General features: G+C 64.7%; 13 protein-coding genes and 1 pseudogene. 2 read left to right on the top strand and 12 right to left on the bottom strand.

Annotated features, from left to right (window positions below):
• Positions 1-24 precede the first annotated feature (24 nt).
• Entirely contained in the window at positions 25-420 is a 396-nt protein-coding gene (locus CS006_RS10625) for a hypothetical protein (protein ID WP_133119505.1), read from the bottom strand.
• A gap of 194 nt (positions 421-614) precedes the next feature.
• On the opposite strand from CS006_RS10625, the gene CS006_RS01455 reads away from it, so the two are divergent.
• Positions 615-1,547: an acyl-CoA thioesterase gene (locus tag CS006_RS01455; protein WP_100510012.1), complete on the top strand. Its 933-nt coding sequence runs from the start codon at positions 615-617 to the stop codon at positions 1,545-1,547.
• Positions 1,548-1,701: 154 nt separating this feature from the next.
• Here CS006_RS01455 and CS006_RS01460 read toward each other — a convergent pair whose 3' ends face one another.
• The 11 genes and pseudogenes from CS006_RS01460 to CS006_RS01510 all read right to left on the bottom strand — a co-directional run bounded on the left by CS006_RS01460 (position 1,702) and on the right by CS006_RS01510 (position 14,122).
• Positions 1,702-2,580, bottom strand: coding sequence for a hypothetical protein (locus tag CS006_RS01460; RefSeq protein ID WP_100510013.1), 879 nt, complete (start codon positions 2,578-2,580; stop codon positions 1,702-1,704).
• Between the two features lie 57 nt (positions 2,581-2,637).
• Positions 2,638-3,237, bottom strand: coding sequence for a DUF3180 domain-containing protein (locus tag CS006_RS01465; protein WP_100510014.1), 600 nt, complete (start codon positions 3,235-3,237; stop codon positions 2,638-2,640).
• A gap of 84 nt (positions 3,238-3,321) precedes the next feature.
• Positions 3,322-4,299: pseudogene (gene folK, locus CS006_RS01470) on the bottom strand (2-amino-4-hydroxy-6-hydroxymethyldihydropteridine diphosphokinase); the annotation flags it as partial.
• Between the two features lie 28 nt (positions 4,300-4,327).
• Positions 4,328-5,203 carry a dihydropteroate synthase gene (gene folP / locus CS006_RS01475; RefSeq protein WP_100510016.1) on the bottom strand — a complete coding sequence of 292 codons (876 nt, stop codon included), beginning with the start codon at positions 5,201-5,203 and terminating at the stop codon, positions 4,328-4,330.
• 186 nt (positions 5,204-5,389) lie between these two features.
• Positions 5,390-5,959 (bottom strand): GTP cyclohydrolase I FolE, encoded by a 570-nt coding sequence (folE, locus tag CS006_RS01480; RefSeq protein WP_100510017.1) that lies wholly within the window; start codon positions 5,957-5,959, stop codon positions 5,390-5,392.
• Positions 5,959-8,076 carry an ATP-dependent zinc metalloprotease FtsH gene (ftsH, locus tag CS006_RS01485; protein ID WP_100510018.1) on the bottom strand — a complete coding sequence of 706 codons (2,118 nt, stop codon included), beginning with the start codon at positions 8,074-8,076 and terminating at the stop codon, positions 5,959-5,961. Before ftsH ends, folE begins: the two co-directional genes overlap by 1 nt.
• Complete coding sequence (gene hpt / locus CS006_RS01490; protein ID WP_100510019.1) at positions 8,076-8,639, bottom strand: hypoxanthine phosphoribosyltransferase; 564 nt, start codon at positions 8,637-8,639, stop codon at positions 8,076-8,078. Before hpt ends, ftsH begins: the two co-directional genes overlap by 1 nt.
• Complete coding sequence (gene tilS / locus CS006_RS01495) at positions 8,626-9,735, bottom strand: tRNA lysidine(34) synthetase TilS (RefSeq protein WP_100510020.1); 1,110 nt, start codon at positions 9,733-9,735, stop codon at positions 8,626-8,628. Before tilS ends, hpt begins: the two co-directional genes overlap by 14 nt.
• An 8-nt stretch (positions 9,736-9,743) precedes the next feature.
• Positions 9,744-11,255, bottom strand: coding sequence for a D-alanyl-D-alanine carboxypeptidase/D-alanyl-D-alanine endopeptidase (dacB, locus tag CS006_RS01500; protein ID WP_133119506.1), 1,512 nt, complete (start codon positions 11,253-11,255; stop codon positions 9,744-9,746).
• Positions 11,256-11,368: 113 nt separating this feature from the next.
• Positions 11,369-12,595 (bottom strand): glycosyltransferase family 2 protein, encoded by a 1,227-nt coding sequence (locus CS006_RS01505; RefSeq protein WP_100510022.1) that lies wholly within the window; start codon positions 12,593-12,595, stop codon positions 11,369-11,371.
• The gene (locus tag CS006_RS01510) at positions 12,596-14,122 is read right to left on the bottom strand and encodes an AI-2E family transporter (RefSeq protein ID WP_100510023.1); all 1,527 of its coding nucleotides are present in this window, start codon (positions 14,120-14,122) and stop codon (positions 12,596-12,598) included.
• A 155-nt stretch (positions 14,123-14,277) separates the two neighbouring features.
• Between CS006_RS01510 and CS006_RS01515 the strand changes: the two genes are divergently transcribed.
• Positions 14,278-15,201: a glycosyltransferase family 2 protein gene (locus CS006_RS01515; RefSeq protein ID WP_100510024.1), complete on the top strand. Its 924-nt coding sequence runs from the start codon at positions 14,278-14,280 to the stop codon at positions 15,199-15,201.
• Positions 15,202-15,274: the final 73 nt, after the last annotated feature.

The raw sequence follows: 15,274 nt of genomic DNA on the forward strand, positions 1-15,274 counted from the left end.
AATGGTCTCTTATCCATGGCGCTCCTATCCATGGCGTAATCCAGGTTGCACAAGGTCGTCCGATGGATTGCAGCGCAAAATCGTCAAAATGCGGCATAGTCCATCGAAAATCGACTCTTTCCGATGGACTACACCGCAAAATCGGCGATTATGCAACGCAGTCCATCGCAGCCAGACAATCCTCCCCGACAAAACCGCATGATTCCAACGGTCTCGAAAATCGACCGTCTCGATTTCGATGGATTGCATTGCATATTCGCCAAAACGCAGCGCAGTCCATCGAAAATCATCGCTTTCCAATGGATTACGATGCAAAACCGGCATATTGCGACGCAATCCATCGCAGGCCATCATGTTTCGATGGGCCACACCGCGAATTGCCAATACCCCCGACATGTGAGCGCGCACCCGTCGTTTCATCGTCGACGCATCTGCGTTCCGTTCGGCAACACCGTCATCTTGCGTTCACCTAGCTCACGAACTTGTTACAAAACGGTCCTCTTTTTCTTTACGAGTCGTGGATAGACTGCATTGCAGAATGCAAAACGACGCCGGCGCTTCGACGCTGCAGACGCCAACGACCACTGCATGACAACACGACAAGCGAGGAATTCATGACGCAGGAAGAGACTCGGGAAGACCAGTCACCGCTCAATCATCTCATCAAGGTGCTGCGGCTGGGAGACCCGTCCCCCTACCGCAACCACACCTACATCAGCGGTGAGAGCCTGTACTTCCCCACCGGCCGCGTCTACGGCGGCCAGGTCATCGCGCAGTCGGTCGTCGCTGCGGCGCGTACCGTCCCCGAGGACCGGCTGCCGCATTCCATCCACGCGTATTTCATCGCCGCCGGCGACATCCGCCAGGACGTATTGTTCGACGTGGAGAATCTGCGTGACGGCCGTTCGTTCTCGGCCCGCCGTGTGAACGCCACACAGTCGAAGGGCCCGATTCTCACCGCCATCACCAGCTTCCAGAAGCATGGGCAGCAGGGCGTGGAGTTCGCCGACCCGATGCCGCAGAACGTCCCCGACCCCGAATCGCTGACCAGCGCCAAGGAGCTGATGAAGCCGTACAGCGCCCAGTCGCCGTTCGCCGAATACTATGCCGAGCGTTCGCCGTTCGACATCCGTCACATCAACAGCACCGTGATGCTGGGAACCGACGACAAGGCGGCGAGCGCGAACAGCGGCAAACAGATGGTCTGGATGAAGATCGACGGCCAGGTGGACCTGCCGCAGCTGTGCCATCGTGCGATTCTGGCATGCGGCTGCGATCAGATCATGATGGAGCCGATCGTCCGCCGCGCCGGATTGAGTTTCATGACGCCGGGCATCTCGTTCGCCACGCTCGACCATTCGATGTGGTGGTACCGCGACGTCGATATCAACCAGTGGCATCTGTATGTGCAGGATACGCCGACGGCGGCGCATGGCCGTGGCCTGAGCTATGCGAAGGTGTATTCGCGCGACGGCGAGCTTGTGGCCGCGATGAGCCAGGAGGCGATGATCCGCGTTCCGAATCCTCCGAAGGAAGCCGAGAAATAAGCTGAAAAGCGGGAAACCGAAAAAACAGGCGACGTGTCACCTCCCTCATCAGAGGGAGGTGTTTTCGTATCGGCTCCGATACCGACCGATATGCCGGATCACATTCGATGCGGCTGCTGCCGACGGCCACGACGGCCGCCGGCAGCGCCGATCGTCAGTCGCGCGGGGCGAGGACGTTGGCGAGATGCGCCAGCGTCATGGTCGATTCCGCCGGCAGATAGCGCGGATCGTCGTCATCGATCGTCGGGTCGGGGATGACGTACACCTGAGCCGGGGTGTCGGGGAAGATGGTCTCCTGCGCACGGGCCTGCTCGCGAATCCAATCGGCCAGCGATCGGTCGTTGTGGAAGACCAGCATGTTAGAGTCGCCCAATGCGGCGGCGATGTCCGCATACGTGGGATAGTCGAGGTTTGCGGCGATGGCGTCGCGGGCCCGAGTAATATCGGGCGCGGCGGTCTCGTCGAGATCGGTCAGCAGCGCGTCGAACACGGCGTCGATGCTGCGGTAGATGATCACCGGGTTCTTGCGCTGGTTCGAACGCGAGTACACGCTGGAGACGAACCATGCGCCGGGGTCGGCGGGCACGGCGCGCATCGGCTGGTTCTTCTTCCAGTTCTTCGTGCGTCGCACGTCCACGATCGGCTCGTCGTCGGGACGTTTGACCCGCACGTCCACATGGTTGCTCATCAACGCCCAGAGCGACCGGGCGTCCTTGAACCGCCGGGCGTTGCCGGAGCCGTCCGCCGCGGCGTGGGAGGCGCGCTGGGCGAGCGTCTTGAGACTGATGGTGTTGCCGGTCGGGGCGTCCGGTCCGTCGTCGGCGTCATCGTCGGCGAGCGGCGGATTGCCGTCGAGGACGTCGAGGATGTCAAGGAACAGGTTGCGAAGATTGTGATAGTAGCGGTCCGTCGTCAACGGATACTGTTCCTGCTCGCCGTAGACGTGCGTCGTACGGAAGCTGCCGTCATCGGCAGCCACCCGCAGGACGATGTCGCGCTCGCCGGGAACCGTGCGCAATTCATAACGTGTCATACACTCCATTGTGGCACAGCGGAGCCGATTGCGGAGCTTCTTGGCTATTGGACGGAATCAACGCGTCTTGCGACGGCCGTTCCGATGGTCCGTCCCGTCGGCGGTTCTGCCGGTCTTTTCCGCGCCGCCCGCACCCGCCGCGCCGGCGGTGCCGGCCGCCGGCGCGAGATTGCGGCGCCGTTCCGCCTCCTTGACCTTCGGATGCTCCGGACCGTCCTTCGGCGGCAGCTGGCACCAGTACTCCCCCACGATGCCGATGACCATGTCGATGAGGCAGATGACCGTGGCGACGCCGCATTCGAGCGCGGCGTCGCTGTAGAACTCCGCTTCGAGATGGCCGAGGCTCATGATGAGCTGGCCGCCGTACCATCCGGCGAGCGCCGCCCCCGCTATGCCAAGCGACTTCGCCAGCAGCAGCGTGTTGACGGCGCGGTCCATGCTCATGACCTTGATGTCGCCCTTGACGTATTTATGCACCTGCCATGACAGGACGAGCACGAGCGTGCCCAGCATGGCGAGCAGCAGGGACACGAGCCACGGGGCGCCCATGAGCGTGTAGGCGCTGTGCTCGGTGACCTTGACCAATGTGGCGCCGCAGAGGGTGCCCAGGACAATGGAGACCACGTACTGCCACCATGGTGTGCGTCGTACCTTCATGCCTTGCCTCCTTGGATTGAGGTTCGATTGTGGTTCGTTTCCCTGCTATGGATGCCGGAGCCGGAGATGCCGGCGACGCGGTCAGATGACCGATCCGCCGAGGATCCAGCTGTCGGAGACCTTCTCAATCCGGTCGCGGTCGGGCGTCTGCGCAAGCAGTTCGGCGACCGGTCCGCCGTGGGGTCCGGAGAGCATGGCCTCGGGTTCGAGGTCGGCCCATGGGGCGAGCACGAACGCCCGCTGCCAGGCGCGCGGATGCGGCAGGGTCAGATGCGGGTCGGCGCTGGTCTCGCCGTCGAAGTCGATGATGTCGAGGTCGAGCGGGCGCGAGCCCCAATGCACATCGCGGGAGCGGCCGTGCGCCGATTCGATGGTCTGCAGTGCCTGCAGCAGCGTTTCGGCGTCGAGCGTGGTGGTCACCTCGATGACGGCGTTGAGGAAGTCCGGCGTGCCGGGTTCCATGCCCCAGGCCGCAGTGCGGTAGAGCGGCGAGATGCCGTTGACCTGGTTGCCGGGCACGCCGTCGATGGCGACGACGGCGGCGCGCAGCGTCTGTTCGACGTCGCCGAGGTTGCCGCCCATGGCGATGACCGCGGTGTGGGGTGTATCGGGCCGCCTGCCGTCGGCGCCTACGACGGCGCCGTCCGCCGCTGGGTTCTGCGCGGCCGCGGCCTGCGATGCGGCCGTAATCGGCGCCGGTTCGGGGTCTCGGGCGCGTTCGATGGTCACGCTCACGTCGCCGAACGGCACCTTGATGGGCGCCTTGGGCTTGTGCACGGTCACGATGACGCGCTGGATGCGGTGCGACAGCAGGATGGAGTCGGCGATCTTCGTGGCGAGTCGTTCGATGAGGTCGACGTGCTCGCCTTCGATAACGTTGACGATGCGCTTGGCGATCTGCCCGTAGTCGACGGTGGCGGCGAGGTCATCGCTGGCGCCTGCCTCGGAAAGGTCGAGGAACATGGTGGCGTCGACGATGAACGGCTGCGGCTCGACGTGTTCGAAGTCGAGGACGCCGTGCGTGGCTTCGGCGCGTACGCCGGTGAGTCGGATGGAATCCATGATGGCCTTTCTTGTATGGTTCGGACGACTAGGCGGCGTACTGCTTCCAGATGGTGGCCGCACGGACGGCGGCGATGGACCGACGTACGTCGTGCACGCGTACGGCCCATGCGCCGTGTTCGGCGCACAGGGCCGACAGGGCGGCGGTGACGTTGTCCTTGTCGTCCATGGTCGGCTCCTCGATGCCGGCTTCGGCCAGCATGGCGCCGATGAACCGCTTGCGCGACTGGCCGATGAGCACCGGGTATCCGGTGGCCTTGAACGCGGCGAGACCGGCGAGCAGCGGCAGGTTGTGTTCGATGCCGGGCTTGGAGAAGCCGAGGCCCGGGTCGATGACGATGCGTTCGGGCCTGACGCCGGCGGCGATCACGTCGTCGACCTGCCGCATGAGTTCGTCGCGTACGTCGTTGAGGACGCCATGCTCGTAGTGCGAGGTGTCGGCGTCGGGCGCGGCGCCGCCGTGCGAGCCGGCGAGCCAGCCGCGCCAGTGCTGCACGATATACAGGCAGTCGTGGTCGGCGACGACGTGCGGCAGCTCCTTGTCGAGGCGGCCGCCGGAGACGTCGTTGATGATCTGCGCGCCTTCGTCGAGCGCCGCGGCGGCGACGGACGCGCGCGTGGTGTCGATGGAGAGCACGGCGCCGGGGTGGTCGATGAGCGCCGTGACGGCGCCGGTGATGCGCGTCAGCTCGTCCTCCTCGCTGACGCGTTTGGCGCCGGGGCGCGTGGATTCGGCGCCGATGTCGATGATGTCGGCACCGTCGGCCATCATGTCGGCGCCGTGCCGGCGTGCCTTGGCGGGGTCGAGCCACAGGCCGCCGTCGGAGAACGAGTCCTCGGTGATGTTGAGCACGCCCATGACGAGCGTGCGGGATGAATCATGCAATGCGTTGAGATCGGTCAATGGTACTGACGCCCCTTCGATGCTTTCTCGTGAATCTTTCTCACGAATCCTTCTTGGGAATCTTTGCTGGAAACCCGCCTTGTAATGTGCAAAAGCTCCCCTTGCCGAACGTGCGAAGGGGAGCTTCGACTCCGTCGTGTCCGTATCGATGTCGGGATATTCCGGATATCCCGACATTCCGACGGATCAGTGCTGGGAGAAGATGAGGCTCATGGCCTCGGCGCGGGTGGCGGGGTTCTTGAGTACGCCGCGCACCGCGGAGGTGACCGTGCGGGCCTGCGACTTCTTGATGCCGCGCATCGACATGCACAGGTGCTCGCATTCGGTGACGACGATGACGCCGCGGGCGTCCACGTGCTCCATGAGCGCATCGGCGATCTGCTGGGTGAGGCGTTCCTGCACCTGCGGGCGGCGGGCATACACCTCGACCAGTCGGGCGAGCTTGCTCAGACCGGTCACGCCCTCCTTGGAGGGGATGTAGCCGACGTGGGCCACGCCGTGGAACGGGAGCAGGTGATGCTCACACACCGAATAGAGCTCGATGTCGCGCACGAGCACCATCTCCTCGGTGTCCACGCGGAACCGTGCGGAGAGCACGTCCTTCGGGTCCTGCTGGAGTCCGGCGAAAATCTCGCGCGAGGCGCGGGCGATGCGGTCCGGGGTGTCGAGCAGGCCCTCGCGGTCGGGGTCCTCGCCAATGGATTTCAGGTAGAGGCGCACGGCCTGGCGCACGCCTTCCTCGTCGTATGCTGCCATCAGGCGGTGGCTCCTCCGTTCTGGTTCGGCTGCTGGCCCTCCAGCGGCTGGTTCATGCTCTTCTGCAGTTTCTCCGGAATCGGCACGGGAGGCAGGTCGGAGTCGGGGCGGCGGTCGTTCGACAGCCACACCTCGCGCACCGGCGCCTTGCGCACCTTGGAGAAGATGGCGGCGAGCTCCTTCTCGTTCAGCGTCTCCTTGACGAGCAGCTGACGGACGAGCTCGTCGAGCACGTCGCGGTTCTCGTTGATGATGTTCCACGCCTCGGTGTGCGCGGTCTCGACGAGCTTGAGCACCTCGTCGTCGATGATCTGCGCGGTGCGGTCGGAGTACTTGCGCGGGCTCAGGCCGTCCATCACCGTGGTCTGGTCGTCGTCGGACGCCCACTTGATGGCGCCGAGCTGCGAGGAGAAGCCGAATTCCACGACCATCTTGCGGGCGATGTTGGTTGCCTTCTCGATGTCGTTGGACGCACCGGTGGTCGGATCGTGGAACACGACCTCCTCGGCGGTGCGGCCGCCCATGGCGTAGGCCATCTGGTCGAGCAGCTCGTTGCGGGACTGCGAGTAGCGGTCCTGCGTGGGCATGACAGCGGTGTAGCCGAGGGCGCGGCCTCGCGGCAGGATCGTCACCTTGGTCACCGGGTCGGTGTTGTGCAGCGCCGCGGCGACGAGCGCGTGACCGCCCTCGTGATACGCGGTGTTGCGCAGCTCGTCGAGCGCCATGCCGGTGGAGCGACGGCGCGGGCCGCTCATCACACGGTCGATGGCCTCGTCGATGGCACGGTTGTCGATGAGCTGGGCACCGGCGCGGGCGCACAGCAGCGCGGCCTCGTTGAGCACGTTGGCCAGGTCGGCGCCGGTGAAACCCGGGGTGCGCACGGCGATCATGTGCATGTCGACGTCCGGCACGAACGGCTTGCCCTTGGCGTGCACCTTGAGGATGGCCTCGCGGCCGGCCAGGTCGGGGGCCTCGACGGCCACCTGACGGTCGAATCGACCCGGTCGCAGCAGAGCGGGGTCGAGCACGTCGGGACGGTTGGTCGCGGCGATGATGATGAGGTTGGTGTCGTTGTTGAAGCCGTCCATCTCCACGAGCAGCTGGTTGAGCGTCTGCTCGCGCTCGTCGTGGCCGCCGCCCATGCCGGAGCCGCGCTTGCGGCCGACGGCGTCGATCTCGTCGATGAAGATGATGGCCGGGGCGTTCTTCTTCGCCTCGTCGAACAGGTCGCGCACACGGGAGGCGCCGAGACCCACGAACATCTCGACGAAGTCGGAGCCGGCCATGGCGTAGAACGGCACGCCGGCCTCGCCGGCGATGGCGCGGGCGAGCAGCGTCTTACCGGTGCCGGGAGGGCCGTACAGCAGCACGCCGCGCGGGATGCGGGCGCCAAGCGCCTTGTACTTCGACGGGTCCTTGAGGAAGTCCTTGATCTCCTCGACCTCCTGCAGCGCCTCGTCCTCGCCGGCCACGTCGGCGAACTTGGTGTCGGGGGTCTCGCCCTCGAGCAGCTTGGCGCTCTTCTTGCCGCCCATGCCGAACATGCCGCCGGCGCCGCCCTGCATGCGGCTCATCAGCCACCAGAACAGCGCGAAGATGATGATGAACGGCAGCAGCGACGTAAGCAGGTACGTCAGGATGCTGGTCTGCGGCACGGTGGAGGTCCATCCCTTGGAAAGGTCGGCCTTCTGCACGGCCTGCGAGATCTGGCCGCCCTGCGCGAACACGTAGTAGAACTGGACGTTCTTGCCGTAGTTGCGGTCCTTGCCGGTGTCGGGGTCCTTCTTGTGGAAGTCCTCCTTGAGCTCCAGCTTCACCGTCTGCTTGCTCTCGGTGATCTCGGCGTAGTTGGCGGCGCCGTCCTTGAGCAGCTCGAGACCGTCCTGCGTGTTGATGGTCTGCGTGCCGCCCATCGAGAACATCTGGAATCCTGTGATGGCCAGCAGCACCAGCAGCGTCACCCAGATCCACGGCGACTGCCAGAACGGACGGGGGCCCTGCTGGCCCTGGCGTCCGTTGCCGCCCTTGTTGCCCTTGTTCCTGTCGTCACGCCGGCCCCCGCCGGGATTCGTGAACGGGTTGCCGTTATCGTTACGATTCGGCCCTGGGAAGCTCATTATTGTTGCTCTCCTTGGTAAACCTTGGGTGCCAGCACCGCGATCGAATCGAGGTTCCGGTACCGCTCGTCATAATCCAGACCAAATCCCACCACGAATTTATCCGGAATCTCGTACCCCTTGTATTTCACATCAATGTGGACCTCGTGTCGCGCGGGTTTCTCCAACAGGGCAAAAACCTCCACCGAGGCCGCGCCGCGGCGCTTGAGCTCCTTGATGAGCCAGTCGAGCGTGATGCCGGAATCGATGATGTCCTCGACGATCAGCACGTGACGTCCCTTCACGTCCGTCGAAAGGTCCTGCCTGACGGTGATCTTGCCCGACGAGACCGTGCCCGAACCGTAGCTGGAAAGGCTCATGAAATCCATGGTCACGGGAATGCTCAGGGCCTGCGAGAACGCCGCCAGCGTGTTGACGGCCCCCTTCAGCACGGCGATCAGCAGCGGATCCTTGCCGGCATAGTCACGATCCACCTGTGCGGCCACTTCTCGAATCTTGGCATCGATCTGCTCTTTGCTGACGAGCTCCTCAGCGATGTCGTCTTGGATATCAGCGATTTTCATGCACTCTATCATGGCACACGAGAATGACGTGACCCTGACGACATGCTGAATATGCGCTGGAAAGACGCACCGCTCCCTGACCATGCCAGTTCGCGACCAATGCATCGACGGCGTCGACGTGCCGCGAGGACGCCCCGGCGCCCGCATGAGCGAGCGCGCGGGCGATCACGCGGCCCCGGATGGCCGGATGCTCGCCGCCCAGCGCCGCGGCGTCGATGCGCGCGGCGACCGTCGGAGAATTGGACGACGAATCCTCGGGATGGTTCACGACCCGTTCGTATACCGACCTTGCCCGTTCGTCGATGTAGTCCTTGTCGCGCTGGGCGAAGCCGGCGCTGCGGCTCAGATGCTCCACGAGGTCGGTGTCGGTCAGATGGGAGAGATACGGCAGCAGGGCATGCCGCACGCGTGAGCGCAGCGGCAGGTCGGTGGAGAGGCCGCCTTCGTCGGCGGCGTCGCCGTTCGTGGGGTCGTCCCACCATTCGACGCCCCGTGTCTCGCAGATCTCGGTGGTCTGCCGGCGGGTCAGGTCGAGGAACGGACGGGCGAAGAGCACGCCGTCACGGTCGATGACCCGCGGCATGCCGGCGAGCGCGTCGAGGCCGACGGTGCGCAGCAGTCCGAGCAGTACGGTTTCGGCCTGGTCGTCGCGGGTGTGGGCGAGCAGCATGGCGACCGCCCGGTATTCGATGGCCGTTTCGATGAGCGCATCGTATCGGGCGGAACGGGCGTCGGCCTCGGTGCCGGCGCCGGTGGACGGCACCACCACGCGCCGTACGATCACGGGGTCCATGCCGAAGCCGCGGCATCGGCCGGCGGCTTCGTCCGCGACGGCGGACGAGCCGGCGACCAGCCCGTGGTCGACGATGACGGCGCCGCATCGTACGCCGAGGGTGCCGCATACGGTGGCGGTGATGGATGCGAGGGCGAGGGAATCGCGGCCTCCCGAGCACGCCACCAACACCAGGGGCGCGTCCGGTGACGGCTCGTGCCTGCCGTGTTCGCGCAGAACGGATGACTGTCGGGTGATGCCGATGTCGGCGAGGCATCGCCGTACGTCGCCGACGGCCTGACGGATGGTCGGGGTGTATGCCATGGCGGGGATCAGAGCTCCGGAAGCTTGCCTACGAGGGTGTCGACCGCGGTCATCGCCTCCCACATGTTGGCGGGCTTGTTCACGATGATCGAGAAGGTGAGCACGCCGCCCTTGGTGCGCGAGACGTTGCCGGTCATGGAGGTCACGTCGCCGAGGGTGCCGGTCTTGAGCCGGATGAGACCGTCGGCGGAGCCGGGCAGCTGACGATGCAGCGCCGTGCCGGAGAGGCCGCTGACGGCGAGGCCCTCGATGGCGGGGGCGTATTCGTCGTCGCCCGACGCATATTTCGCCTGCACCTGCATGAGCGCGGTGACGGTGAGCTTCGAGCCGGAGGACAGGCCGGAGCAGTCGGCGATGACGATGCCGTCGGTATCGATGCCGGCCTTGTCGAGGGCCTTCCTCACCGCAGTCGCGGCGCCTTCGGGCGAGTTCTCCTCGCCGGTTTTGAGCGCGGTGAGCCGGCCGAACAGTTCGGCCTCGGTGTTGTCGGAGTTCTTGAGCATGAAGGACATGATCTCGCTCAATGGGGCGGAGCTCACCGAGGCGATGGGCTTGCCGGAGTCGGGCGCCTCGCCCTGGCTGACGGAGCCGCCGACCTTGATGCCCTGCTTGCCGAGCTGTTTGGCGAATTCGGAGGCCACGCGGGCCGCGCCGTCGGCGAAGCGGGTCGGATACGCGGATTCCACGTCGGGGTTGCTCGGCTTGGTCGTGCCGCTCCAGTTGCGGGCCTCGTCGATGGCCATCGACGACATCGGCGCCGCATAGAGCATGTCGTTGCCGCCGTTGTTGCTGGAGATGGTGTCGGGGAATCGCTTCGTGCCGAAGAGCGAGTCGTCGTATGCGACCGACACCGCGGTGACGCCCTTGGCCTTGAGCGCGGCGGCAGTGCGCTGCACCAGGGTGGTCACGCCGGCGCGGCCGTTCACATGCGAGGCGTCGCTTGCCCCGGAGCCGAGCAGCATGTCGCCGTTGCCCTTGAGCACGATGCGTACGCTGCCGTCGCCCTGTTCGGCGCCGCCGTCGGCCAGATACACCTCGGTGTCGAGCGTGGACGACATGTCGAGCGCGTTGGATGCGGCGAACGCCGTCATCGTCTTCATGGTCGAGGCGGGCTCGCGCGGCGTGCCCTGGTTGCGCTGCACGATGGGATTGCCCTGCGCGTCGGCGATGACCAGCGAGTAGTCGTTGCCCACGCCCTTCGTCTTGGCGAAGGCGTCGACGAGAGACCCGGCCTTCGCCGCGTCGATCTTCGGACCGTCGTTGAGTTCGGCGACCATCGGCTTCGACGCGACCACGCTCGTCGCCTGCGGGAACTCCACGGTCCGGACGGGTTCGACTGTCAGCGGGCCTGGGACGATGTCGAACGCATCGGCGGCCACGTAGCCCATGCCGAGCACGAGCGTCACCACGGCGCTTGCCGCCACGACGCGCTTGCGCTGCGCGATCATGCGCTTGCGGGCGCGCAACGCGCGACGGGACTCCCCCGAAACGTTCCTCTGGTCGGATGCCACTGCGGTCACGGATCCTGCCTCATTTCGTCCATTGCGTTCATATGGCCGCGCGTGGAACCTCACGGCCCACGCGCGAATCCTTCAACAGCTTACCGCCATTCCTGCCGCCGTCCTTGTCGCCGTCAGCGTCCGCGGTGCTCGATGGGCTTCCAGCCCGGCTTGGAGAACATGGCCTGGAAGGAGATGGGGATGTAGCTCAGCAGGTAGATGGGGAAGCTCAGGCAGTAGGCCACGAGCTCCTTGTTCGTGGCGTCGATCTTGTCGCGCTCGGCGATGCAGGTGATGGCGGCGAGCAGCATCATGCCCAATACGGAGGCCACGCCGCCGACGATCCAGAAGTTCATGGAGTCGAGCTGGCTTTGCAGCGAGACGAAGCCCAGTGCGATGAACACGCCGGCGAGCACGGTGCGGATCACCGACAGCGCGGTGAAGGGGCAGATCAGCAGCGTCAGGTCCACGCAGGAGAAGTCGCGCTCCTTGATGGCGCGCCGCACGAGGGCGGGGCCGTAGTAGCGGAACACCTGCAGGAAGCCGCGCGACCAGCGCAGACGCTGCCTCCAGCTCTGCTTGAACGTCACCGGCTGCTCGTCGTACAGGATGGCGGTGCCACAGTAGCCGATGCGGTCGCCGTGCAGAATCGAGTCCATGGTGAATTCGAGGTCCTCGGTGAGCAGATGGAACTTCCATCCGCTGTTGCGCTCCATGATCTCGCGGGAGAACATGAATCCGGTGCCGCCCACATGGCAGCTGGAGCCGAAGATCATGCGCGAGCTGTTGAGGAAGCGGGATTCTCGCACGAACCACAGCGCGGAGCCGGACGACACCCAGTTGTCGTCGAAGTTCACGGAGTTGCGGAAGCTGGTGAGGATACGGAAGCCCGACTGGAACGCGTTGTTCATCTGCGCGAAGTATTCCTTGTCGAGCTTGTTGTCGGCGTCGAACACGAAGAACGCATCATACTGCTTGCTGGCGCCGGAGTCGATCATGTGGTTGAGCAGGAACGTAAGCGCATAGCCCTTGCCGATCTGCGTCTGGTCGAAGCGTTCGATCACATGACAGCCCTTGCTGCGCGCGAGCCCGGCCGTGTCGTCGGTGCAGTTGTCGGCCACCATCCAGATGTCGATGAGCTCACTCGGATACGACTGGTTGTGGATGCAGTCGATGAGGTTGCCGACGACGTTCTGCTCGTTTCGCGCGGAAATCAGCACGGCGTAGCGCTTGTTCCGCGGCGCCTCGGGGAACTTCTGCGGCTTGGCCACGAACGACGCCAGCACGCACACCACCTGGTAGATCATGCCGACGGTTCCCAGCACGCCCAGCAGTACGTCGATGAAGGCAAGCAAGGCCATCTAGCGCCACTCCTCCCTGGCGCTGCGGCCGGTGTCGGTGCCGGCGGCGCCATCATTGTCCATATTGTCGTCTGTATCGTCCCTGTCATCGCGCTCCGCGCCCTCGGCGCCGGAGCCGGCGTCCGGATTGAGGTCCGGCTTGCCGTCGGGGCATTCGTTCGCCCTACCAGATGATACGGCATTCTTCGGAATCGCCACGGTGCGCGAATCATCGAGCTCCTCGCTGGTGGCATAGGTCTCGAGCCGGTTGTGCGCGTATTCGAGCTCGCGGCTCACCGCGGCGTCATGCACGCGCACGCGGGTGCTCGACCCCTTGGCGGCGCGCGGCATATGGTCGCTCACCGGCTTGACCACATGCTCGTTGAACGCCTCCACGCTCTTGACCATCGGCGACTTCTTCACCGGCGTCGGGTCGGAGAGCAACGGCGAGTCGATGAGCTCGTAGCGCTTGGTGTAGGCCTTGAAGATGGCCTGGAAGCTGGCCGTCAGCGGCAGGGCGAGGAACGCGCCAAGCGCGCCGAACACGGAGCCGAGCGCCAGTACGGCGAGGAAGGCGATGGCCGGGTTGAGGTCCATGGTTCGTTGCGAGATCGCCGGCGAGAGGATGAGGTTCTCGATCTGCTGGTACACGACGATGTAGATGAGCACGAACAGCGCGTATTTGATGCCGTTCGTGCCCCACGCGGAGACGACCGGCAGCGCGCCGCCGATATACGTGCCGACGGTGGGGATGAACTGCGATATGAGGCCGCAGAATATGGAGAGCGGCAGCCAGTACGGGATATCGAGGCTCATCATGAAGATGGACATGCAAACGCTGGAGATCGCCGCGAGGATGATGCGGCTGTACAGGAAGTTCGAGATCTGGTCCTGCACGACCGTCCACACCACGAGGAATCGCTCCTGGCTTTTCGGCGCGACCCACTGGCACAGGCTGCGACGCATGGCGGGGAACGCGGCGGAGATGTAGTACGTCACGAGCATGACGGTCATGATGCCGAGCAGGGCGTTGAGCAGCGAGAACGTGGTGCTCAGCGCACGGTTGGCGAAATCGGTGACGGTGCTCGTCTGGATGCTCTTGAACACCTCCATGCCCAGCGATTCCAGATCGAGCTTCGTGTGGAACTGCCGTTCGACGACGTCGACGATCTGCGAATACAGTCCCGGCAGGCTTTTGACCATGCCGACGAGCTGCTGGACGAACATGTTGCCGAACAGCGTGAGCAGCCCCGCGAGAATGACGACCAGCGAGACCAGGGTGACGCCCGAGGCCACGCCGCGTCGCCAGCCGTGACTGATGAGCCAACGCACCACCGGCTCGACGGCCAGGGCGATGAACATCGATATGACGATATAGAGGACTATCGAGCTGATCTTGTCCCACGTGTTCCACACGAAAATCGAGGCGAACACGGCGATCGCCGCATACAGCAGGCCCCTGCCGTACCATTCGGGGGGCCGCCGCGGATCGCCCTTGTCGGGGAACACCGCCGCGAGATCGAAACGTTCATCCTGCCGTTCACTCATAGACGCCATTATTCCCACGAGAGATGACAACGGCATCGCGGCCGGCGAACAGTCCCGCGCGACCGCATGGGGAACGCATGGGGAACGCATGGGGAACATGCCGGGAACCGAACGCCGCCGATGTTCGAATCCTCGGCCCCGCGTATGGTTGAAGTGTGCTTACCGTTTCGATTGTGATTCCGGCATGGAATGAAGAAGAGCGAATCGCCGACTGCCTGCTCAACGCCACGCGGCAGACCGTGCGACCCCATGAAGTGATCGTGGTCAACAACCGATCCACCGACAACACCGCCGCCATCGTCGAGCAGTTCATCAGGGACCATCCCGACGACAACGTGATCCTGCTCGACCAGAACGACGAGCAGGGCCTGATTCCGACCCGCAACTACGGACTCAACCATGCGACCGGCGACATCCTCGGCCGGTTCGACGCCGACTGCATGATCAAGCCCGACTGGGTGGAAGTCGTCACCGGAATCTTCACCGAGGACCCGTCCGCGATGGGCGCGACCGGACCGGTCATGTACTACGACATGCCGTCGCGCCGGTTCGGCCTCAAGGGCGACAACTCCATCCGCAAGCGCATCTACCGCGCCGACGGCGGCCAGCCGCTGCTGTTCGGTTCGAACATGGCGGTGCGCGCCAGCGCATGGCGCCAGATCGCCGACGAGGTGTGCCGGGACAAGGCCGACGTGATGCATGAGGACATCGACGTGTCGCTGCATCTGATCGGCAAGGGCCTCAAGACCGTGTACTCGCCGCGCATGATCGCCGGCATGAGCGCACGCCGCATGGATACGTCGCTGGGCTCGTTCCGCAACTACATGCGACGCTTCAAGAACACGTTCGACGCCCATCCGCAGCATTGGCGCAAGCACAAGCCGGAGATCCTGTTCACGGCCATGTATCCGGTGATGCACATGTTCTACCCCGTGTGGCAGAAGGTGCTGGACACGGCCGACATCAATCCGGCCGAGGCCGCGTGGATCAACGAGCAGATGGAACTCGCCGAGAAGGAGGGCCGCGAACTCTACGATGAGACCCCCACCGACGAGGAATACGACGAGAAACACGAGTAGACTCGGCGGTTCACCTGCTCATACGGCAAAGGCTCCCCGCGGTTTCTTCGCGGGGAGCCTTGTCTTTTAATGG

This window comes from Bifidobacterium primatium, assembly GCF_002802875.1.
Lineage (GTDB): Bacteria > Actinomycetota > Actinomycetes > Actinomycetales > Bifidobacteriaceae > Galliscardovia > Galliscardovia primatium.